General features: G+C 59.7%; 21 protein-coding genes. 18 read left to right on the top strand and 3 right to left on the bottom strand.

Annotated features, from left to right (window positions below):
- The 8 genes from MF270_RS17735 to MF270_RS17700 all read left to right on the top strand — a co-directional run bounded on the left by MF270_RS17735 (position 1) and on the right by MF270_RS17700 (position 8187).
- A complete protein-coding gene (locus MF270_RS17735; RefSeq protein WP_050685932.1) occupies positions 1 to 810 on the top strand; it encodes an ABC transporter ATP-binding protein in 810 nt (269 codons plus the stop codon).
- Positions 811 to 843: 33 nt separating this feature from the next.
- Positions 844 to 2082 (top strand): ABC transporter substrate-binding protein, encoded by a 1239-nt coding sequence (locus tag MF270_RS17730; protein ID WP_027238720.1) that lies wholly within the window; start codon positions 844 to 846, stop codon positions 2080 to 2082.
- A 97-nt stretch (positions 2083 to 2179) separates the two neighbouring features.
- Positions 2180 to 3430, top strand: coding sequence for an ABC transporter substrate-binding protein (locus MF270_RS17725; RefSeq protein WP_027238721.1), 1251 nt, complete (start codon positions 2180 to 2182; stop codon positions 3428 to 3430).
- Positions 3431 to 3509: 79 nt separating this feature from the next.
- Complete coding sequence (locus tag MF270_RS17720) at positions 3510 to 4286, top strand: enoyl-CoA hydratase/isomerase family protein (RefSeq protein WP_027238722.1); 777 nt, start codon at positions 3510 to 3512, stop codon at positions 4284 to 4286.
- A gap of 11 nt (positions 4287 to 4297) precedes the next feature.
- A complete protein-coding gene (locus MF270_RS17715; RefSeq protein WP_050685834.1) occupies positions 4298 to 5080 on the top strand; it encodes an enoyl-CoA hydratase/isomerase family protein in 783 nt (260 codons plus the stop codon).
- A gap of 42 nt (positions 5081 to 5122) precedes the next feature.
- A complete protein-coding gene (locus MF270_RS17710) occupies positions 5123 to 5881 on the top strand; it encodes an electron transfer flavoprotein subunit beta/FixA family protein (protein WP_027238724.1) in 759 nt (252 codons plus the stop codon).
- Positions 5881 to 6807 (top strand): electron transfer flavoprotein subunit alpha/FixB family protein, encoded by a 927-nt coding sequence (locus tag MF270_RS17705; RefSeq protein ID WP_050685836.1) that lies wholly within the window; start codon positions 5881 to 5883, stop codon positions 6805 to 6807. Before MF270_RS17710 ends, MF270_RS17705 begins: the two co-directional genes overlap by 1 nt.
- 222 nt (positions 6808 to 7029) lie before the next feature.
- The gene (locus MF270_RS17700) at positions 7030 to 8187 is read left to right on the top strand and encodes an acyl-CoA dehydrogenase family protein (protein WP_103911560.1); all 1158 of its coding nucleotides are present in this window, start codon (positions 7030 to 7032) and stop codon (positions 8185 to 8187) included.
- Positions 8188 to 8208: 21 nt separating this feature from the next.
- Here the strand turns inward: MF270_RS17700 and MF270_RS17695 are convergent, their stop codons facing one another.
- Positions 8209 to 9375, bottom strand: coding sequence for a CaiB/BaiF CoA transferase family protein (locus MF270_RS17695; RefSeq protein WP_050685936.1), 1167 nt, complete (start codon positions 9373 to 9375; stop codon positions 8209 to 8211).
- A gap of 33 nt (positions 9376 to 9408) precedes the next feature.
- Positions 9409 to 10554: a CaiB/BaiF CoA transferase family protein gene (locus MF270_RS17690; RefSeq protein WP_050685839.1), complete on the bottom strand. Its 1146-nt coding sequence runs from the start codon at positions 10552 to 10554 to the stop codon at positions 9409 to 9411.
- Between the two features lie 104 nt (positions 10555 to 10658).
- Here MF270_RS17690 and MF270_RS17685 point away from each other — a divergent pair, with 104 nt between their 5' ends.
- The 10 genes from MF270_RS17685 (at position 10659) to MF270_RS17640 (ending at position 19768) form a co-directional block, all read left to right on the top strand.
- A complete protein-coding gene (locus tag MF270_RS17685; protein ID WP_050685841.1) occupies positions 10659 to 11036 on the top strand; it encodes a Zn-ribbon domain-containing OB-fold protein in 378 nt (125 codons plus the stop codon).
- 3 nt (positions 11037 to 11039) lie between these two features.
- Positions 11040 to 12191, top strand: coding sequence for a thiolase (locus MF270_RS17680; RefSeq protein ID WP_057817220.1), 1152 nt, complete (start codon positions 11040 to 11042; stop codon positions 12189 to 12191).
- 23 nt (positions 12192 to 12214) lie between these two features.
- Positions 12215 to 13072 (top strand): MaoC/PaaZ C-terminal domain-containing protein, encoded by an 858-nt coding sequence (locus MF270_RS17675; RefSeq protein ID WP_173644469.1) that lies wholly within the window; start codon positions 12215 to 12217, stop codon positions 13070 to 13072.
- 10 nt (positions 13073 to 13082) lie between these two features.
- Entirely contained in the window at positions 13083 to 14219 is a 1137-nt protein-coding gene (locus MF270_RS17670; RefSeq protein WP_050685940.1) for a CaiB/BaiF CoA transferase family protein, read from the top strand.
- Between the two features lie 63 nt (positions 14220 to 14282).
- Positions 14283 to 15002, top strand: coding sequence for a transglutaminase-like domain-containing protein (locus tag MF270_RS17665; RefSeq protein WP_050685846.1), 720 nt, complete (start codon positions 14283 to 14285; stop codon positions 15000 to 15002).
- Entirely contained in the window at positions 14999 to 15448 is a 450-nt protein-coding gene (locus tag MF270_RS17660; protein WP_238367127.1) for a MaoC family dehydratase, read from the top strand. Before MF270_RS17665 ends, MF270_RS17660 begins: the two co-directional genes overlap by 4 nt.
- The gene (locus MF270_RS17655; RefSeq protein ID WP_238367126.1) at positions 15435 to 16559 is read left to right on the top strand and encodes an acyl-CoA dehydrogenase family protein; all 1125 of its coding nucleotides are present in this window, start codon (positions 15435 to 15437) and stop codon (positions 16557 to 16559) included. Before MF270_RS17660 ends, MF270_RS17655 begins: the two co-directional genes overlap by 14 nt.
- A complete protein-coding gene (locus MF270_RS17650; RefSeq protein WP_238367125.1) occupies positions 16556 to 17707 on the top strand; it encodes an acyl-CoA dehydrogenase family protein in 1152 nt (383 codons plus the stop codon). Before MF270_RS17655 ends, MF270_RS17650 begins: the two co-directional genes overlap by 4 nt.
- Before the next feature lie 27 nt (positions 17708 to 17734).
- Positions 17735 to 18544 carry an enoyl-CoA hydratase/isomerase family protein gene (locus MF270_RS17645; RefSeq protein ID WP_027264323.1) on the top strand — a complete coding sequence of 270 codons (810 nt, stop codon included), beginning with the start codon at positions 17735 to 17737 and terminating at the stop codon, positions 18542 to 18544.
- Positions 18545 to 18571: 27 nt separating this feature from the next.
- Positions 18572 to 19768 (top strand): phenylacetate--CoA ligase family protein, encoded by a 1197-nt coding sequence (locus MF270_RS17640; RefSeq protein ID WP_223228105.1) that lies wholly within the window; start codon positions 18572 to 18574, stop codon positions 19766 to 19768.
- A gap of 71 nt (positions 19769 to 19839) precedes the next feature.
- On the opposite strand, the gene MF270_RS17635 is transcribed toward MF270_RS17640, so the two are convergent.
- Positions 19840 to 20805, bottom strand: coding sequence for an NAD(P)H-dependent flavin oxidoreductase (locus MF270_RS17635; protein WP_027264325.1), 966 nt, complete (start codon positions 20803 to 20805; stop codon positions 19840 to 19842).
- Positions 20806 to 20860 lie beyond the last annotated feature (55 nt).

Here is a 20860-nt window from a genome sequence, read left to right as displayed (position 1 = left end):
ATGCAAGAAAAAGTTGAAGCCCAGAACATTCTATCCATGAACAGCGTCGAAGTACTGTACGACAATGTAATACTGGCGATCAAAGGTGTTTCGGTCCAAGTCCCAAAGGGCGAGATGATCGCACTCTTGGGATCGAACGGAGCGGGAAAAAGCACCACGTTGAAAGCGATCAGCGGTCTTTTGAAGGCTGAGCGCGGACGCATCAGCCGAGGTGAGATAACGTTCCAGGGAGTGGACATTACCGAAGCGCTCGCGCAAGAACGCGTCGAGATGGGCATCTGTCATGTCATCGAAGGGCGGCGGGTCTTCGAACATCTGACCCCCGACGAGAACCTGACCGCCGCCGCGCCGCGCGGAATGTCCCGATCAACGCTGAATGCGGAAAAGGACAAGATCTACGGATATTTTCCGCGGCTTGCCGAACGCAAAAGTTCGCAAGCAGGCTATTTGTCGGGTGGTGAGCAACAGATGCTTGCCATTGGGCGGGCCCTCGTGACCCAGCCGAAGCTGTTGATGCTTGATGAACCAAGTCTCGGGCTTGCTCCGTTCCTGGTCGAGGAGATCTTCGGCATCTTGCAAAAGATCAATAAGGATGAGGGCCTGTCCGTCCTGCTGGTGGAACAGAACGCCCTGGCGGCTCTGGAAATCGTTTCGCAAGGGTACCTTATCGAGAACGGCCGCGTTGTTATGCACGGCACCGCCGAGGCGCTCAAATCTAACTCCGACATTCAGGAGTTCTATCTAGGCGGCGGAGAGACCGACTTTCACAACGTCAAGCACTACAGCCGACGCAAACGTTGGTTGAGTTGAGGTACTAATCAGAAGTTGTTCAGGGAGGAACAAATGAAGAAATTTACCAAAGCGTTGGCTGTACTATCCATGTTCGGAGGAGCAGTGTTCAGCACCCAGGCGCTGGCCGAGCCATTCAAGATCGGCATCTGCTACGACCTCAGCAAAGCCTATACCTTTGCCACGCCGCAGGTTTCGCAGGCCGCGATGGACCTTGCCAAGCTCATCAACATGAAGGGCGGCATCGGTGGCGAACCGGTCGAAGTCATCGTGCGTGACCACGGGAACGAACCGCAGCGCGGAATCGAGTGCTACTCGAAACTCAGCCGCGAGGGCGTCTTTGTTTTCGATACCCTGTCCACTCCGGTGTCTCTGGCTATCCTGCCGCGGGCCATGGAAGACGGGCGTATCCTGATGCAGTCTCTTGTCGGGCGCGGCGATGCCGTTGATGGCACCGTCTTCGATTGGGTCTATCCGATCGGGCCGACCTATTGGGGACAGGCCGCCAACGATGTCGCCTACATCAAGCAATTGCATGACGGCGATCTGTCAGATGTGAAGGTCGGGTTTGTTTACTTCGATTATCCCTTCGGGCAGGAGCCGATCGAGATCCTGGAAACCCTGTCCGAGAAAGAGGGTTTCGAGCTTGAACTGTACCCCGTGCCACTGCCTGGCAGCGACCAGGCCGGCGTGTGGTCGAAGGTGCGCCGCGACAAGCCCGATCATGTGATCGTCTGGATGCTGGGCGGTGCCCATGTGGTTGCCTCGAAAGAGATGAAGCGCAATCGCATTCCGATGGACAAATACATCTCGGTCAACTGGCTGAACGAAGTCGATATCGCCAACATCGGTAAAGAGGCCGCCAAAGGTATCAAGCGCGGGACCAATGTCGTGGGCGGTCAGGATATTGCCCTGTATCAGGAAATCATGGCCGAGCTTTATGACAAGGGCGAGGGATCCGGCCCGATCGAGAAGACGCAGGACGTTTTCTACAACACCGGGCTGGCCATGTATTCGATCATGTTCGAAGCCGCGCGCAAGGCGGCGGAAGCCGAGGGGCTGCCGATCACTCCGACATCCTACAAGGCCGGACTGGAGTCGCTTGAGGGCTATGACGCGAACGGGCTGATGGCCCCCGTTACGGTGACGGCCGAAGATCATGGCGGCGGGGGCAAGACCCGTATCGAAATGTGGGACGGAGAGACTTGGGTGCCGCAAACCGACTGGATCTCTGCGTACACGGACGTTGTGTGGGGTGTGGTTAAAGAGAGTTCCGCGAAATACGAGCAGTGAAAGACTGGTAGCAGGAAGGGCGACGCTACGCGGGGCGGCAGCGGCGTTTACAAAGCGGTATCACCGCCCCAAACCAAACCAACGGGAGAGAGAAAACATGAAAGTCAAACAGCACATTAAGGCAGTGGTACTTGCTACTGCGCTGGCAGCAAGCGCGACTGTTGCCTCAGCGCAGGACAAGGAGCCGATCCGCTTCGGACTCTGCTTCGACCTCAGTAAATCCTACACGTTCATTTCGCCGCAGGTGGCCCAGGCCGCGCAGGACCTGGCGATGTACACCAACGAAAATGGCGGTATCGAAGGGCATCCGGTTGAAGTCATCATTCGCGATCACGGCAACGAACCGCAGCGCGGTGTGGAATGCTACGAGCAGCTCAAGCGCGAAGGCGTTTTCCTTTTCAATTTTCTGTCCACGCCGGTCACGAACGCGGTTCTGCCGCGTGCGATGAAGGACGGCAACGTGTTGATGCAGTCCTTTGTTGGCCGCGGTGACGCGGTGGACGGCGAAGTGTTCGAATGGGTTTTCCCGGTCGGTCCGACGTACTGGCAGCAGGCGGCAAATGACGTTGCCTTCATCAAGGGTCAGATGGGCGGTGACTTGAGCAAGGCGAAGATCGGGTTCATCTATCTGGATTATCCCTTTGGCCAGGAACCGATCGAGATCCTGAAAACGCTTTCCGAAAAGGAAGGGTTCGAACTGGAGCTGTATCCCGTGCCGCTTCCCGGGTCGGATCAGGCCGGCGCATGGAGCAAAATCCGCCGCGACAAGCCTGACTACGTGATCAGCTGGCTGCTGGCGGGCGGGCATGTGGTCGCCTCGAAGGAAATGCGCCGCAACCGTTTCCCGATCGACCGCTATCTGTCGGTGAACTGGCTGAACGAAGTTGATATCGCCAATATTGGCGCACAAGAGGCGAAAGGCATCCTGCGCGGGACCAACGTGGCCGGTGGCCAGGAAGTTCCGATCGTCAAGACGATGCTGGACACCTACTATGCCAATGGCAAGGGCAGCGGTCCCGAGAGCCTGGTGCGCGACGTGTACTACAACACGGGCATGGCGATCTACTCGGCCGGTTTCGAAGCCGCGCGGATCGCAATTACTGAAAACGGTTGGCCGATCACACCGGAAAGCATGAAGAATGCCTATGAATCGATCGAGGACTTCGATGGAAACGGCATCATGGCCCCGGTTACAGTGACCGACAAAGACCACGGTGGTGGCGGCAAGACTCGGGTCGAACAGTGGAATGGCGAAACCTGGGTTCCGCTGACCGACTGGAGCGCCGACTATCTCGACGTTGTTTGGGATGTCATCAAGCACAGCTCCGCGACGTTCACCGTCGAATAAGACAGAGCTTCCCCGCGGCAGACATGTCGCGGGGAAGCTTTCCGCAGTTAGATTGTCCCGAGAAAGCGAAGCAGGTATCATGAGCCCCATTGACGTGAAGATCGAAGACGGAATTGCGACCGTCTGTATCAACCGGCCCGAACGTAAAAACGCGCTTTCCGTGGCGGCGACGAACGGGCTGACCGATGCTTGGGAAAAGATCGAGGCGGATGACAGCGTTCGTGTGGCCATTCTGACTTCTGCCGATTGCGGCGTTTTCAGCGCCGGACTGGATCTGAAGGAAGCCACACAAATCGCACGCGACGAGGGTGTCGATATTCTGACCAAGATGCGCGACCCGTTTCACGAGACCATGCGCGCCTGCAAGAAACCGATCATCGCGGCGATGACAGGGTCGCTGATGGCGGGCGGCATGATGCTGACCTTGAATTGCGATCTGCGGGTCGGTCTCAAGGGGACCAAGGTCGGTATCACCGAAGTAAAGATCGGTCGTGGATCGCCTTGGGCATCGCCAGCATTGTCCATGCTGCCGCAGCCCATCCTTATGGAAATAGTTCTGACCGGCGACTTGATGCCGATCGAGCGCCTGCACGAATACGGGTTCACCAACTATATCGAAGACACTCCCGATGCTGTCCGCGCACGGGCCTTCGACCTTGCCAAACGCATTGCCAGCGCGGCCCCGCTGTCGGTTGTTGCCGCGAAAGGCAGTGTTCGCGCAACCATGGATCTGGGCTGTGCCGGTGGCCTGAAAGAGGGCAAGCGCCTGCACGAGGTGGTTTACGCCAGCAACGACGCGATTGAAGGCCCAAAGGCCTTTGCTGAAAAGCGAGCACCCGTCTGGACCGGGACCTGATGGAGACTTGAATGACTGAGCTTATTCGCCTGGACAGGGATGGCCCTGTCGGAATCCTGCGGTTTCTTCAGCCGACAAAACGCAACCCTTACAGCATCGGGTTCGTCGAAGAACTGGTGGCGCTTCTGCGCGAAGCCGAACGGGACGCTACGATCCGTGTCGTTGTCATGACCGGCGGCGATCATTTCAGCAGCGGCGGCGATCTTGTCGGGTTTCAGTCCGAGATCGCCAAAGGCGCGCGGGCGACGTCGGAAATGGTGGACCTGGTTCACGATGGCGGACGCGCGGCCTATCTGTTTCGCAAACCTCTGATTTCCGCGGTATGCGGCGTGGCTTTTGGCGCGGGCCTCAGCCTGGCCTTGTCGGCGGATATTGTCGTTGCCGCCGAAGATGCCCGGCTGTGCGAAGTATTTGCACGCGTCGGCGGTTGTCCCGACACGGGATCAAGCTGGCTGCTTCAGCAGCGCGCCGGTGCGGGCGTTGCCCGGATGCTTGTGCTCACGGGCCGTGAAATCGACGGGCGCACCGCCAGGGACCTGCGCGTTGTCGAAGAATGCGTGCCGGCCAACCAGGTCGAGGTACGGGCGCTGGAAATTGCCCGCGAGATTGCAACGCACCCGATGTTTGGCGTTCAGACCGCCAAGCGTGTGATGCGCGCCGCAGCCGAGTGCAGCTATCTCGAGGCGCTGGATATCGAGCGCGATGCCCAAAGCGTTTTGCTGTGCGCGCATGACTTTCCCGAGGCCATGAAAGCGTTTTCGGAAAAAAGAACTCCAGAATTCAAAGACCGTTAGCTCGGTTGAAACCTTATCGCAAAACTCAAGGAGACCACGCCAATGAAGGTACTCGTGCCTGTGAAGCGCGTGATCGACTACAACGTGAAGGTTCGTGTCAAAGCGGACGGAAGCGGTGTCGATCTGGCCAACGTTAAGATGTCGATGAACCCTTTCGACGAAATCGCCGTCGAAGAGGCGATTCGCCTGAAAGAGGCCGGCAAGGCCGAAGAAATCGTCGTGGTTTCCATTGGCGTCAAACAGGCGCAGGAAACCCTGCGCACTGCGCTGGCCATGGGTGCGGATCGTGCCATTCTGGTGGTTGCCGCCGATGATGTGCACACCGACATCGAGCCGCTGGCCGTCGCGAAAATCCTGGCCAAGGTGGTCGAGGAAGAGCAGCCCGGTCTGGTTCTGGCGGGCAAACAGGCCATTGACAACGACATGAACGCCACCGGCCAGATGCTGTCGGCGATCCTCGGTTGGAGCCAGGCGACCTTTGCCTCGGAAATGGGCATCGATGGCGACAGTGCCGTCGTGACCCGCGAAGTTGACGGCGGCCTGCAGACCATCAAGGTCAAGATGCCCGCGATCGTCACTGTGGACCTGCGCCTGAACGAGCCGCGCTATGCGTCGCTGCCCAACATCATGAAGGCCAAGAAAAAGCCGCTGGATGAGAAAACCGCCGATGATTACGGCGTTGATGTCACGCCGCGTCTGGAAATCGTCAAAACCTCCGAGCCCGCGGCACGCGCGGCCGGTATCATGGTCGGCTCGGTGGACGAGCTGGTCGCAAAACTCAAAGAAGCGGGGGCTGTGTAATGGCTGTTCTTCTTCTCGCAGAAGTCACCAATGGTGAACTGGCAATCGACGCAACCGCCAAGGCCGTGACCGCGGCCAAGGCCCTGGGCGATGTGACCGTTCTGTGCGCGGGCGCCTCTGCTGCTGCCGCAGGCGACGCCGCCGCCATGATCGACGGTGTGGCTAAGGTTCTGGTCGCCGAAGACGCATCGCTGGGTCACCGCCTGGCCGAACCGACCGCCGCGCTGATCGCATCGCTGGCCGGTGACTATGAACATATCGTCGCCCCGGCCACCACGGACGCCAAGAACGTCATGCCGCGCGTTGCCGCGCTGCTGGACGTGATGGTCCTGTCGGACGTGTCCGGCGTTGTCGATGGCAACACGTTCGAGCGCCCGATCTATGCCGGGAACGCGATTCAGACCGTCAAATCGTCGGATGTGAAAAAGGTCATCACCTTCCGCACCTCGACCTTTGATGCCGCTGGCGAAGGCGGGTCTGCCTCGGTCGAAAGCATCGGCGCCGGGGACGACCCCGGCTTGTCGGAATGGGTCGAAGACAAGGTCGCCGCATCGGATCGTCCCGAACTGACCTCGGCCGGTGTGGTCGTGTCCGGCGGGCGCGGCGTTGGCTCCGAAGAGAACTTTGCCCTGATCGAGAAACTGGCCGACAAGCTGGGCGCCGCCGTTGGCGCATCCCGCGCCGCCGTCGACTCGGGCTTTGCACCGAACGACTGGCAGGTGGGTCAGACCGGCAAGGTCGTGGCACCGGATCTGTACATCGCCGCCGGCATATCGGGCGCGATCCAGCACTTGGCCGGGATGAAGGACAGCAAGATCATCGTCGCGATCAACAAGGACGAAGAAGCCCCGATCTTCCAGGTCGCCGACTTCGGACTGGTCGCCGACCTGTTCCAGGCCGTCCCCGAACTGACCGAGAAGCTGTAAGGGCCACGGCCCAACCCGCCAAAACGCATCAAAGGCCCGCCGAACCCCCGGCGGGCCTTTTTTGGTACGAGCCGAATGGGCGGCGAGCGGATCGGACGGACCAGGATGCGCGCGGTCCTAAGCCTTGTGACGCCTCGTCAGAACGGCTCCGGTTCATTGTCAAGAAGCAAAACACTTGTTAGATTTTGGCTCAACACAAGCTTGAATCGATAGGAAAAATTCATGTCTCTGATTAAGAACTCCCCTAGCTGGGCAGTGGATGAACACAAGATGTTCGCCGATAGTACACGCAGGCTTTTCGATGCAGAGATGGCTCCGAAGATTGAAAAATGGACGGAACAGGGAATTGTTGACCGCGACTTCTGGAAAACAGTCGGTCAGCAGGGTGTCATGGGTGGCTCGATTGCCGAAGAATATGGTGGGTTCGGTGGCGGCATCGGGTTCGACGCGATTACCGTCTACGAGCAGGGGCGCACCGGTGATACGGGTTGGGGCTATGGGATCCAGTCCATCGTAATCCATTATCTCAACGCATATGGCAGTGAGGAACAGAAGAAAAAGTGGTTGCCGAAACTGGTCAGCGGCGACAGCGTTGCGGCGATTGCCATGACCGAGCCTGGAACGGGCTCTGACCTCCAGAACGTACAAACCTATGCGGAAAAGGATGGCAACCACTACAAGATCAACGGATCGAAGATCTTCATCACCAACGGGCACGCGGCGGATCTGGTTGTGATCGTGGCAAAGACCGACCGCAACGCCGGCGCCAAGGGCCTTTCGTTGATCGTTCTGGAAACCGAGGGTGCCGAGGGCTTTCGCCGGGGACGGAACCTGAAGAAACTGGGTATGAAAGGTTCGGATACGGCTGAGCTGTTCTTCGAAGATGTACGCGTGCCTACGGCGAACCTGCTTGGTCCGGAAGAGGGGCAGGGGTTCTACCAGCTGATGAAGCAGCTGCCTTGGGAGCGGCTGATGATCGGCATTACCGCGCTCGGTTTTATTGATTTTGCGATCGATGAAACGGTCAAATATGTTCAGGACCGCAAGGCATTTGGAAGCCGGATCATGGACTTCCAGAATACGCGCTTCAAACTGGCGGAATGCAAAACCAAGGCCGAATTGCTACGTTCCTTCGTCAATGATGGGCTCGCGCGTCTTGAAGCGGGCGAACTTGATACGGCCACGGCTTCGATGGCGAAATGGTGGGGCAGCCAGACGCAGAACGAGGTCATGCATGAATGCCTGCAACTGCACGGTGGTTACGGTTTCATGATGGAATACCCCATCGCGCGTCTTTATGCCGACAGCCGGGTCCAGATGATCTATGGCGGCACCAACGAGATCATGAAGGAATTGATCGCACGTTCGATGGACGTTTGATCCGTCCGGTGCCGGGTGGGGCTATTCCCTACCCGGCCCCAGAATTTCGTCGCTGTGTTCCCCAAGTCGCGGGGCCGGGCGATGATCATGTCGCGCCGGGGTCGCTGAGAAGCGTATCGGCGGGCGTGTCGTCCAGATCGCACCTTCGGTCGGGTGATCAATCCGTTGAAAGAACCCGGTCGCGGCAAGATGGGGATCGTTCGGCAAATCTGACAGGTTGCGCACCGGCATGGCTGGTATGTCTGCCTGCTCCATCAGGGCAAGCCAGTCATTCGTGGTCCGGGTCAGCGCAATCTGCGCCACCATATCGTATACCGCGCCGATGTTGCGGCTACGGGTGTCCATGTCCGTGACCCAGACATGGTCGATCATGTCATTGCGCCCAACCGCCTTGAAAAACCGTGCCCATTGTACGTTGGTGTAGGGCAGAATGGTGATGTAGCCATCAGCGGTCTGAACTGGACGCCGGTGCGGAACCAGCATGCGGGCATAGCCGAAATCCTGCGGAGTCTCTTCAAAGGTGGCCCCATCCATATGTTCGGCCAACAGGAAGGCGGCCAGCGTTTCAAACATCGGAACCTCGACATGCTGGGCCTCTCCAGTACGTTCGCGGTGGAACAGGGCACCCATCACGGCATAGGCGGCGGTGACCCCGCCAAGCTTGTCGGCGAGAATTGTCGGGGCATAAGCGGGCGGTACCCCAGGGTCGCGCAAGGTTGCCAAGCTGGCCAATCCCGACACCGACTGGACGGAATCGTCGAATGCAGGCTTGGCGGCATAGGGCCCGTCCTGCCCGAAACCGGTGGCGGATACCATGATCAGGTTCGGGTTTTCCTGGCGTAGAGTTTCGGGATCCAAAGACAATCTGGCCAGCGCCGCAGGCCGAATGCTCGAAATCATCACATCGGCATCGATGAGCAGTTTGCGCAACTGATCGCGACCGGTTTGCGTTTTTAGGTCCAGTACGACACTGCGCTTGTTACGGTTGGCCCCCAGAAAAGCGGCACCCATCAGCTTGTTGCGCGATGGCTGGACCTGGCGAAGAAGATCGCCCTCGGGGCCTTCCACCTTGATCACATCGGCCCCCAGATCGCCCAGCATCTGCGTCGCCAAAGGTCCGAAAACCACAGAAGTCAGATCGACGATCTTCACGCCTTGAAGAAGCCCCGGTTTGTTCTCAGCGGTCATTTGGTTGTCCACCCTTTTAGTTGCCCACCGTTTTTATGAACGACGGCCGAACTCGGCGCGAAGGGCTTTGCCTTGCGCATCGAAGGCCGGGCAGGGGCCCAGTGCCGTTTCGCCGAGGCTGCGCCGGATCGGGGGGGTCGGGACGTTGATTTCACCGGAAGGCGTGCGAATTACGGACCGGTCAAGCTGGGGGTGACCGGACAGGGTCGCCACGTCGTTCACCGCGCCCGAGGCAATGCCCGCAGCGTCAAGCCGCTTCAGCATCTCGGCGCGGTCATGCGAGGCGAACACGGCCTTGATGAGAACTTCGAGCGCGGGTTTGTTTTCAATTCGCGACGTGTTGTCATGGAACCGGGGGTCGGTTGCCAAAGCCGCATCGCCCAGTATGTGTTCACAGAACCGTTGCCATTCGCCGCTGTGCTGAACGGTAATGACGACAAGCTGACCGTCCTTGCATTCATAGGCCCCGTACGGGCAGATGACCGTGTGGTTCAGTCCGACACGAGGTGTCGGCTTGCCAAGGTGATCGTGATACAGCAGCGGAACCGACATCCAGTCGGCCATCACATCAAACATTGCCACGGAAACGCCGCTGCCCTTGCCGGTGCGATCACGCCCGACAAGTGCTTCGCAGATTCCAGCATGGGCTGTCATACCGGTGGCGATATCGCAGACCGACACGCCCACCCGTCCTGGTCCGTCGGGTGTACCGGTCACTGATGCCAGACCGCTCTCGCATTGCACCAGAAGGTCATAGGCCTTGGCGTCGCGCATCGGGCCGTCTTCGCCATATCCGGTGATGTCGCAGGTCACGAGACGCGGGAAGCTCTCTCGCAGAGTCGCGGAATCGAGCCCGAGCTTGGCCAGCGCGCCAGGCAGCAGGTTCTGAATAAACACATCTGCGTTTTCCAGCATCCTGAGCAGGATTTCACGGTCTTCGTCGGCTTTAATGTCCAAGGCGACCGATTCTTTGCCTCGGTTCAGCCATGTGAAATAGGCGCTTTCACCGTTGGCGGCGGTATCGTAGGCGCGGGCGAAATCGCCTGCGCCCTTGCGTTCGATCTTGATCACGCGCGCGCCGGCGTCGGCCAGCCGCGAGGAGCAAAAAGGCGCGGCGACTGCCTGTTCCAGCGCAACGACGAGTTTGCCGGAAAGGGGGGCTAAGTCTGAACCTGGCATGAGTTTCTCTCAATTGATCCTGAAAGGTTGACTAAATCTAACAATTGTTAGAAAGATTATCAATACGCTTAAACAATGACTGGGTCGCTTGAAGGAGAACACCTATGCAGGATGCCAAAGGACCAGACCAGCTTTTCCAACGCGCGCTGGCAGAGGGCGAGATTCTGCTGCCCAAGTGCGACGACTGCAGGGCCTATCACTTTTTCCCGCGAGTCTTGTGTCCACATTGTCATGGCACCGCGATTTCGTGGAAGCAGGCTGGCGGCAAGGGACGGGTCCACACCACAACAGTCGTGCGCCGAAAGCCCGAACGGGGCGGCGACTACAACGTATGCGTCGTCGAGCTGGACGAGGGTGTCCGGATGATGAGCCGGGTCGAGGGCATTGCCCCGGGTGAGGTCGTCATCGACATGCCTGTAACCGCATTCGTGGGCGAGGCCGAGGGTGTTCCGGCCGTGCTTTTCAAACCGTCGGAGGGATAGGCCATGACCACTGAACTTCGGGGAAAATCCGCCATCGTGGGAACCGGTCATGCCGGTTTCGGAGAGGCCCATGGCCTGACGGCCTATGATGTCATGGCGCAATCCGCGCTTGCGGCGCTTGGCGATGCCGGGCTGAAACTGTCCGACGTCGACGGGCTGTTCTGCACCATGATGGAAGACAGCATGCCGGCGCTTATGGCGGCGGAGTATCTGGGCATCCAGCCCCGGTTCATTGATGGCACGATGTCGGGCGGTTCGTCCTTCGTAAACTACCTGACGTCCGCGACCATGGCGCTGGACGCCGGTCTGTGTGATGTCGCGCTGATTGTTTATGGCTCCAACCAGCGCACCGCGTCGGGCAGACTGGTGACCGCTTCACGTCCGCCGGCCTACGAGGCGCCGTATAATCCGCGCTATCCGATCTCGGCCTATGCGATGGCGGCGGCGCGGCACATGCATGAATATGGTACCACCCGCGAACAGCTGGCCGACGTGGCCGTTGCCGCGCGGGCCTGGGCGCAGCGCAACCCCGAAGCGTTCGAGCGCGGCCCGCTGACCCGCGAGGACGTGTTGGGTGCGCGCATGGTGGGCGATCCATTGACCGTGCGCGACTGTTGTCTTGTCACCGACGGTGGCGGCGCGATCGTAATGGTCCGCGCGGACCGCGCCCGGGATTTCCCGAAGGCACCTGTCTATGTGCTGGGCAGTGCTGCGGCAAGCTCGCACCGGCAGATTTCCCAGATGAAGGATTTCACCGTGACCGCGGCCCGCGACTCGGGCGCGCGCGCCTTTGCGGCGGCCGGAGTGACCCCTGCGGATATCCAGGCGGTCGAGCTCTATGATGCCTTCACCATCAACACGATTTTGTTTCTCGAAGATCTTGGGTTCTGCGCGAAGGGCGAGGGAGGGGCCTTTGTCGAGGGCGGACGCATCGCGCCTGGCGGCGTGTTGCCGGTGAACACGAATGGCGGCGGCCTGTCCTGCGTGCACCCCGGGATGTACGGCATCTTCACAGTGATCGAGGCTGCTCGTCAGATCCGTGGCGACGCGCCGGGCATTCAGTTGAAGGATATCGACCTGGCGCTGGCGCATGGCAACGGCGGTGTGCTGTCCAGCCAGGTCACGGCGATACTTGGATCGCAAAACACGCTCTGACGGCAACTAAGGGAGGAAAGTAAATGCCATTGGATTTCGAGGCATTGTCGAACTGGGACTTTGAGGAAATCGAACAGACGCTGACCGAACGGGATACCATCCTGTATGCACTCGGCCTTGGGTTCGGCGAGGATCCGACCGACAAAAAGGAGCTGGCCTATGTCTATGAGGACGGGCTCAAGGCAGTTCCCTCGATGGCGGTCATTTTGGGGTATCCCGGCTTCTGGCTGCGCGATCCCAAGACCGGCGTAAACTGGCAGAAAGTGCTGCACGGCGAACAGTGGCTCGACATCTACAAGCCGCTGCCGACAACTGGCCGGATTGTCGGCCGCAGCAAGATCGACTTCATCGCCGACAAGGGCGAGGGCAAGGGAGCCGTCATTTACCAAAGCCGTGATATTATCGACGCGGACAGCGGTGAAAAACTGGCGCGCGTGGCGATGTCGGCTTTCTGTCGCGGTGATGGGGGGTTCGGCGGTGAAAACCAAGCGGGTCCGGCACCCGCAGTGCTGCCTGATCGGGCGCCTGATCATGTATGTGATATCGATACCCTGCCGCGCCAAGCCCTTATTTATCGTCTCAGCGGTGATTTCAATCCGCTTCATGCTGACCCGGATGTTGCCCGTTCTGTCGGGTTCGACCGCCCGATCCTGCATGGTCTGGCGACCTATGGGCTGGCGGCCCGGGCGATTCTAAAGACGTTGCTTGACTATGATTCTGCCCGGCTTGTCGGTCTGGATGTTCGGTTCTCGGCGCCGGTCTATCCCGGCGAAACCGTGCGGTTCGAAATCTGGGAAGAGGACGGCGAGGCCCGGTTTCGAGCATCTATTCCGGCACGCGACGTGGTTGTTCTGAACAACGGCGCGGCGCGCTTCGCCTGAGGCAGTGAAGATGGCTCAACCGCTCAAGGATATCCTGGTGCTGGATTTCAGCACCCTTCTTCCCGGTCCGATGGCGACGCTCATGCTGTCTGAGGCCGGCGCCGAAGTGATCAAGTTCGAGCGTCCCGGAGTCGGCGAGGACGCGCGCCACACGGAGCCAAAGATCGACGGAGAGAGCATCGGATTTGCTGTGTTGAACCACGGCAAGCGATCGGTGGCCATCGACCTCAAGTCAAGGGGCGCAGTGGAACGTCTGCGCCCCTTAATCGAGAAGGCCGATGTTCTGGTAGAGCAGTTCCGTCCCGGCGTGATGGACCGGCTCGGGCTTGGTTATGATGCTCTGCGCGAGATCAATCCCGGTCTCATCTATTGTTCGATCACCGGCTATGGCCAGACCGGACCAAAGGCCAGCGCCGCCGGCCACGACCTCAACTATGTTGGTGATGCGGGTATCCTGTCGCTCAGTCGCGGACCCGATGACCAGCCAACGGCACCGTTCGGGCTGGTCGCCGATATCGGAGGCGGAACCTATCCTGCGGTGATGAATATCCTGCTGGCCCTGATTGCGCGGCAGGCGAGCGGGCAGGGGACGCATCTGGATATCGCAATGTCCGAGGGAGCGTTCGCCTTTGCCTATTGGGCCCATGCCGAAGGTGTGATTGCCGGGCAGAACATCAAGAACGGTGGCAGCCGCCTGACGGGTGGCCTGGCCCGGTATCGGCTTTATACGGCCGCGGACGGGCGTCAGATCGCCGTCGGCGCGTTGGAAGAAAAGTTCTGGCAGTCGTTCTGCGATGTCATTGGTTTGCCGGTGGCGCTTCGCGATGACTGGTCCGATCCAAATGCCTGTGCCGCGGAGGTTGCACGTCGTCTGAGGGAACATCCCTCGACCCATTGGGAGGCTTTGCTGGCAGCGGCAGATTGCTGCTGTTCGGTCGTGAAAACGCCCGCCGAGGCGGCACATGACCCGCATTTCAAAGCGCGTGACGTGTTCGGGCGGGCCGTAAAAATCTCCGGCCGGAACGCGCCTGCTTTGCCGCTGCCAATTGCGCCGGAGTTCCGTTCTTCGGGAAATTCGGTCGGAGTTGCAGCCACTCTGGGCGAAGACAATACGCGTTATGGCGTGGACCAACCAAAGACAGAGTAAATCCCGTTGACGGGCAGGTTTTGAATCGGTAATCTAACATATGTTAGAAAAAGGGAGGGGCCAATGGACAAGTCTGACGATGACCTGCCGACAGAAGCTGAGCGTTATGTCATGCCATCGCGCTTTGTGGAAAGCGATAGCTTGGAAGTGCAGGGTTTCGTGACATCGGCTTTGCGTGATCTTCCTGTGGACGCAACCAATCGCGACAAGGCAATCCGCCTGTTCGAAGCGGTGCGCGACGATATTCGCTATGATCCCTATTGTTTTGCGCTGGATGAGGACTCTTACCGTGCCAGCCGTATCGCTGGGGCGGAAGCGGCGTTTTGCGTTCCCAAGGCAATTCTTCTGGCGGCTTGTTTGCGTGCTGTGGGTATCCCCGCCGCTCTGGGGTTTGCGGATGTGCGCAACCACCTGAATACACCCAAGTTGCAGGAGTTGATGGGGACCGATCTCTTTATCTACCACGGCTATGTTCAGCTGTGGTTGGGGAATGAGGCCTACAAAGTGACACCTGCATTCAACATGGAACTGTGTGAAAGATTCGGGGTCAAACCCCTGGTCTTCGACGGCTATCACGACGCGCTCTTTCACGAGTTCGACGAACAGAATCACCGGCACATGGAATATGTGAACGACCGTGGTCTCTATTTCGACGCGCCGATGGGTGAGTTCCTGGTGGCGTTCAAGGAAACCTATCCGAAGCTGGAAGAATTCAACCGCATCCGGATATCCAAGGATGCGAGCGGATACGATGACGGTTTCGCAAAGGAGGGTGCCTCTTGAGGTATCTGGAAGACTTCTCGCCGGGCCAAGTCTATCGCTTTCGCAGCGCTCCGATGAGCGCGGATTCAATAAAGGCGTTTGCCAAGGAGTGGGATCCGCAGCGGCTGCACACCGATGAAGACTATGCAACCGCCATACATGGCAGCCTGATCGCCTCGGGCTTTCAGACGATGCTGGAAGTGTTCAGGCCGGTCATGTCTGAAATGATGGTCGATGTCGCCAATATCGGTGGCATGGGCTTTGACAATCTGCGCTGGCTGCGGCCGGTGCGCCCGAACGAAACCCTTGATGTCGAACTGACGGTCAACGCGGTCACGCCGTCAAAAAGCAAGCCCGACAGAGGTGTTTTGCACTATACGCTCAGCGCCAAAAACCCTGCGGGCGAGGTCGTTTTTTCGACCGACACCCCCGTGATGATTCAGCGAAAACAAAATGACACAGACTGATATCCTTTCCAGCGAACAAGAAGACCTTCGCCTGTTGCGCGAGAGCGCGCGCACGTTGTTTGAACGGGCGGGCGGAAGTGACAGAGCCCGAAAACTTCGTGATGCCGGGGGCGGTTTCGATGCTGAGATGGTCCGGGAACTCGCCGAGGCCGGTGTTTTCGGCGTGGCGGTGCCCGAAGATCAGGGCGGGCTTGGCATGGGCCTAGCCGCCGGGGGTGTCATCGCCGAGGAAGTCGGCCGTGTGTTTGCCCCGGAACCGGTCGTGTCGACGATAGGTCTGAGCCTCGGCCTTCTGCGCCGCCTTTGTCCGGATCATCCGAAGATGGCACAGCTCATCGGCGGCGAAATTTCATTGGCGGTTGCCTGGCAGGAACGCGGCCCCGACGGGGCGCCTGCCGATGCGACCTGCCGATACGCGGACGGAAAGCTGACCGGTGGCAAGGCCTGGGTCGTCGGTGCGATCGGTTCGCACGGGTTCCTTGTCGTGGCCGAACAGGATGATGGTCCGGTTCTGGTTCTGGCTGAGGCAGACGCGCAGGGGCTTGTCATCGACAAGCGGACGCAGGCGGATGGCAGCTCTCTGGGCGAGCTTTCGTTTTCGGGAACTCCGGCCGCGGAATTGGCCAGCAGCGGTGCGGTTCTCACTGCACTGGCCGAGGCTGTCGCCGATGCAACGGCGCTTGCCGCGGCCGAGCTTGTCGGCGTGAGCGAGCGCGCCTTCGAGATCACGCTCGACTACATCAAGACGCGGGAGCAGTTCGACAAGCCGATCGGATCATTCCAGGTCATCCAGCACCGTGCCGTCGACCTCAACGTGATGTGCGAGGTCGCGCAGGCCGGAGTGCGGGAGGCGCTTGCGCAGATGGACAGCGAAACCGATCCAAAAGTCCGGGCGCGGCTTGCCAGCCGGGCCAAGGCTCGCGCGGTCACCGCCGCCAAGAAGATCACGCGCGACGCCATCCAGCTGCACGGGGCCGTCGGTTATACCGACGAGTTCGACATCGGGCTTTATCTGAACCGAGCGCTGGTTCTGTCCGCTTGGCTGGGCGATGACGCCTACCACAGACGGCTTTGGTTCGAGGCGCGAGAACAGGAAGGAGCCGCACAATGACCGACTGGAACGCAATGAGCGATGCGGATTTCCGCAAGGAAGTGCGCGCGTTCTTCGAGGCGGAATATCCCGAAGAGCTGCGCCACCTGCCGCACCGACCGAAGTTCGCCGAGATCGAACATTGGCACCGCAAGCTTCACGCCAAGGGCTGGGTTGCGCCAGCCTGGCCCGCTGAATTCGGCGGTATGGGCCTAAACGCTGCTAAGCTGCTGATCTTTTATGAAGAGCAGCAGCGCTGGGGCGTCAATCGCGGCCGCGACATGGGCGTGCAGATGGTCGGGCCGCTGATCATCAAATTCGGCACCCAGGAACAAAAAGATTACTGGCTGCCGCGTATCCTGAGTTGCGAGGACATCTGGTGCCAGGGCTATTCCGAGCCCGGTGCCGGGTCCGATCTTGCCAATCTGCGCACACGCGCGGAAATTGACGGCGACGATTTCGTCATTAACGGCCAGAAGATCTGGACGACGATGGCGCATGATGCCACGCACATCTTCATGCTGGTGCGCACCGATCCCGATGCGCCGAAGAAACAGCAGGGCATCAGTTTCCTTCTTGCTCCGATGGATCAGCCGGGGATCGAGGTGCGCACGATCACCACCCTTTCGGGTGAGACCGAATTTTGCGAGGTGTTCTTCGACAATGCCCGCACTCCCCGGGAAAACCTGGTCGGCGAACTGAACAAGGGCTGGACGATGGCCAAGGCGCTTTTGAGCTTCGAGCGCATCTTCATCGGCTCGCCAAGTCTGGCCCAGAACGCTCTGGGACAGCTTGAAAGCTTTGCCCGTGGCCGTGGCGCGTTTGACGATCCGGTGTTCCGTGACCGCTTTGCCCAAGCGGCACTGGATGTGGAAGATCATGCCGCGCTTTATGCCCGTTTTGCAGATCAGCTCAAACGTGGCGAGACGCTCGGTGCGGATGTGTCCATGCTGAAGATCTGGGTGACTGAATGCTTCCAGCGCATCACCGAGCTGATGATCGAAGCAGCCGGTCCCGATGGCGGCTCCATCGGGCCGCTTCAGGTTGGCAATGTTAGCGTCGACGTTTTGTCGAGCTTCTACAAGGCCAGACCTACCACGATCTACGGTGGATCGAACGAAATCCAAAGAAACATCCTGTCCAAGGCCGTCCTGGGACTGCCTGGCTGAACCCATACCCTGAGGAGGAAAAGACCTATGTCGGAGCGTTACGCAAAGTACGACAAACTGAAATTTGACTACCCGGCGGATCGCGTCCTGCGCATCACGTTCGACCGGCCCGAGACATTCAACTCGGTCGATGCCGAAACCCACACCCAGATGACGGACATGTGGATCGACATCGACCGCGACCCCGACATCAACGCGGTCATCGTGACCGGCGCGGGCAAGGCGTTTTCGGCGGGCGGCGATTTCAGCCTGATTGAGAAGATGATCGGCGACTCGCACGAGATCATGAAGACGTGGAAAGAAGCCAAGGATCTCGTCTACAACATCATCAACTGCAACAAGCCGATCATTTCCGCGATCAATGGCCCTGCGGCAGGCGCGGGCCTTGTGGTTGCCATCCTGGCCGACATCTCGATCGCCGGGAAACGGGCAAAGATTGTCGATGGTCATCCGCGTCTGGGCGTTGCCGCTGGCGATGTCGCGGCGATTATCTGGCCGCTGCTGACCTCGATGGCCAAGGCGAAATACTATCTGATGACCTGCAAGCCGGTGTCGGGCGAAGAGGCCGAGCGCATCGGTCTGGTGTCAATGTGCGTCGAGGATGACGAGCTTCAGCAGATCGCTTTGGACACGGCTGTCGAACTGGCCAACGGCTCGCAAAGCGCGATCCGCTGGACCAAGTATTCGCTGAACAACTGGCTGCGCCAGGCCGGGCCGATCTTTGATGCGTCGACCGCGCTGGAGATGCTTGGTTTTATGAGCGAGGACGTCAAGGAAGGTGTGTTGTCGCACCGCGAGAAGCGCGCGCCAAACTTCCGCAAGGACTGCCCGCTTTAACGCCCGATTGGACGAGGAGGCATGGAAATGTCTGATGATATCTACAAAGATATAGCGCAAGCCTATGCCGCTGCGGCCGAAAAAGCTCCTGGCCTGAAATCGCGATTTACGGCTGCCGGATTCGATCCGGCAGCCGTCACATCGGTGGCGGACCTCTCGCGACTTCCAGTGATGAAAAAAGAAGAGCTTCTGAAGATCCAGCGCGAGAACCCGCCTTTCGGCGGATTCCTTGCCTCGGATCTGAAGGATATTGGACGGATCTACGTGTCCCCTGGCCCAATTTTCGAGCCGGCCCTTTCGGGCGAGGGAGGTCATGGCCTGGACCTGCTTTTCAAGGCGGCAGGCGTGGGGCCGGGGGATATCATCCTGAACACCTGGATGTATCATCTTGTGCCCGCAGGCTTGCTGTTCGACGAAGCGGCACAGGCCGCAGGTGCCACGGTGATTCCCGGCGGCGTGGGCAATACCGAGCTTCAGGCGCAGATCATCGTCGAAACCGGCGTGACTTCGATCTGCGCCTCGACCGCGTTTTTCCTGACGCTGGCGGACAAGGTGATCGAAACCTATGGCCGCGACGCATGGAAGGTGAAGACAGCCTTCCTCGGCGGTGAGATGGGCGACTGGATGGCCAAGCGCCGCCGGATCGAGGCCGAATACGGCGTGTCCACCTGGGCCGCCTATGCCACCGCCGATCTAGGCCTTGTCGCCTATGAGGATGGCGGCGAAGGCTATCTGGTTCATCCCGACCGCGTGGTGCAGATCTGCGATCCGGTCAGCGGCGAACAGGTCGCCCATGGCGAACCGGGCGAGGTTGTCGTGACCGCGCGCGATGCCACCTGGCCGATGATCCGGTTCGGCACCGGCGACAGCGCCTTTGCCCTGGAAAGCAACGCGGATGGCACCGTCAGCCGGATTTCAGCATTGCAGGGACGGGTCGGGGCAGCGGTCAAAGTGCGCGAGATTTTCGTTTATCCGCGCGTGGTTGAAGAAGTTGTCATCGGCACGCCGGGCGCAAAGGCCGCGCAGGCCGTGGTAACGCGCGAGAACGATCGCGACATGATCCGCCTCTCGCTTGTGCTGGAAGACGGTGCCGACGCTTCTGCTGCGGAAGCAGCCGCCGCCAAAAACTTCAAACTGCATACACGAATTCGTGTCGACGAAGTGAACATTGTTTCGGAACTACCCGAAAATGCAGAACTGATCGTCAACCAAAAGGACCGCTAAGATCGGGTCTCGATCATTCGCGACAACCGCAGAAACAGATGGGCGGCCGGGCAACCGGCCGCCCTCTTTCGTCAGGAACAGAGCGCATCTTTGGCGACCTGGTATTCCCGGTCGAGACGGTCGACGTAGTCCGCCGTGGTCATCACCTCTTTCACCGCTCCGATCCCCTGACCGCTGCCCCAGATGTCACGCCAGGCCTTGGGGCGAATGTCGCCGGTGGCCAGATCGAGTTTGTTGCCGATCCCGGCCAGGTTGTCCGGATCGAGACCGACCGCCCGCACCGACGGTTTCAGATAGTTGGCATGCACGCCGCTGAAATAGTCGGTATAGACAATATCATCGGCCCCGCCTTCGACGATCATTTGCTTGTACTCCTCCGACGCGACCGCCTCGGTCATGGCAATGAAGGGGGATCCGATATACCCAAAATCCGCACCCATGGCCTGCGCCGCCAGAATTGAGCGCCCGGTCGCGATGGACCCGGACAGGGCAAGCGGACCATCGAACCATTCCCGGATTTCCTGAACCAGCGCAAAGGGTGACAAGGCCCCGGCGTGGCCGCCAGCGCCGGCGCAGACCGCGATCAGGCCGTCGGCGCCCTTGTCGATCGCTTTCCTGGCGTATTTGTTGTTGATTACATCGTGCAGTACAGTGCCGCCGCACTCATGTGCCGCCTGGTTGACGTCTTCCCGTGCGCCCATTGATGTGATCCAGACAGGCACTTTCCAGCGCGCACATATTTCGACGTCCCGCTCAATCCGATCATTCGATCGATGGACGATCTGGTTGACCGCGAATGGCGCGGCGGGCCGATCGGGATTGGCCTGATTGTGCGCGTCAAGCTCTTCAGTGATGCGCTTGAGCCAGGCTTCAAGCAGCGGCGGTTCACCTTCGGACTCGCGTGCGTTCAGCGCCGGAAAGCTGCCGATGACGCCGGCTTTGCACTGGGCGACGACAAGATCCGGCCCGGACACCAGGAACATGGGCGAGCAGATCACAGGCAGGCGCAAGCGGCCGAGAGGGGTGTCGGAGTACATTGTCTATTTCTTCTTTGCTGTTTCAACAGGGGGTGCCGAGGCCCGTAGCCGTGAC

This window comes from Mesobacterium pallidum (genome assembly GCF_019966535.1).
GTDB classification, from domain to species: domain Bacteria; phylum Pseudomonadota; class Alphaproteobacteria; order Rhodobacterales; family Rhodobacteraceae; genus Mesobacterium; species Mesobacterium pallidum.
Note: the sequence above shows the minus strand (reverse complement) of the source record. Positions and strands in the feature narration are given on the sequence as shown.

Excerpts from the sequence above, each read along its gene's own strand:
- MF270_RS17720 (WP_027238722.1), top strand. The coding sequence starts at position 3,510 with ATGAGCCCCATTGACGTGAAGATCGAAGACGGAATTGCGACCGTCTGT.
- MF270_RS17735 (WP_050685932.1), top strand. The coding sequence starts at position 1 with ATGCAAGAAAAAGTTGAAGCCCAGAACATTCTATCCATGAACAGCGTC.
- MF270_RS17680 (WP_057817220.1), top strand. The coding sequence starts at position 11,040 with ATGACCACTGAACTTCGGGGAAAATCCGCCATCGTGGGAACCGGTCAT.
- MF270_RS17695 (WP_050685936.1), bottom strand. The coding sequence starts at position 9,375 with ATGACCGCTGAGAACAAACCGGGGCTTCTTCAAGGCGTGAAGATCGTC.
- MF270_RS17650 (WP_238367125.1), top strand. The coding sequence starts at position 16,556 with ATGACCGACTGGAACGCAATGAGCGATGCGGATTTCCGCAAGGAAGTG.
- MF270_RS17635 (WP_027264325.1), bottom strand. The coding sequence starts at position 20,805 with ATGTACTCCGACACCCCTCTCGGCCGCTTGCGCCTGCCTGTGATCTGC.
- MF270_RS17675 (WP_173644469.1), top strand. The coding sequence starts at position 12,215 with ATGCCATTGGATTTCGAGGCATTGTCGAACTGGGACTTTGAGGAAATC.
- MF270_RS17710 (WP_027238724.1), top strand. The coding sequence starts at position 5,123 with ATGAAGGTACTCGTGCCTGTGAAGCGCGTGATCGACTACAACGTGAAG.
- MF270_RS17730 (WP_027238720.1), top strand. The coding sequence starts at position 844 with ATGAAGAAATTTACCAAAGCGTTGGCTGTACTATCCATGTTCGGAGGA.
- MF270_RS17685 (WP_050685841.1), top strand. The coding sequence starts at position 10,659 with ATGCAGGATGCCAAAGGACCAGACCAGCTTTTCCAACGCGCGCTGGCA.
- MF270_RS17725 (WP_027238721.1), top strand. The coding sequence starts at position 2,180 with ATGAAAGTCAAACAGCACATTAAGGCAGTGGTACTTGCTACTGCGCTG.
- MF270_RS17690 (WP_050685839.1), bottom strand. The coding sequence starts at position 10,554 with ATGCCAGGTTCAGACTTAGCCCCCCTTTCCGGCAAACTCGTCGTTGCG.
- MF270_RS17715 (WP_050685834.1), top strand. The coding sequence starts at position 4,298 with ATGACTGAGCTTATTCGCCTGGACAGGGATGGCCCTGTCGGAATCCTG.
- MF270_RS17705 (WP_050685836.1), top strand. The coding sequence starts at position 5,881 with ATGGCTGTTCTTCTTCTCGCAGAAGTCACCAATGGTGAACTGGCAATC.
- MF270_RS17655 (WP_238367126.1), top strand. The coding sequence starts at position 15,435 with ATGACACAGACTGATATCCTTTCCAGCGAACAAGAAGACCTTCGCCTG.
- MF270_RS17640 (WP_223228105.1), top strand. The coding sequence starts at position 18,572 with ATGTCTGATGATATCTACAAAGATATAGCGCAAGCCTATGCCGCTGCG.
- MF270_RS17670 (WP_050685940.1), top strand. The coding sequence starts at position 13,083 with ATGGCTCAACCGCTCAAGGATATCCTGGTGCTGGATTTCAGCACCCTT.
- MF270_RS17645 (WP_027264323.1), top strand. The coding sequence starts at position 17,735 with ATGTCGGAGCGTTACGCAAAGTACGACAAACTGAAATTTGACTACCCG.
- MF270_RS17700 (WP_103911560.1), top strand. The coding sequence starts at position 7,030 with ATGTCTCTGATTAAGAACTCCCCTAGCTGGGCAGTGGATGAACACAAG.
- MF270_RS17665 (WP_050685846.1), top strand. The coding sequence starts at position 14,283 with ATGGACAAGTCTGACGATGACCTGCCGACAGAAGCTGAGCGTTATGTC.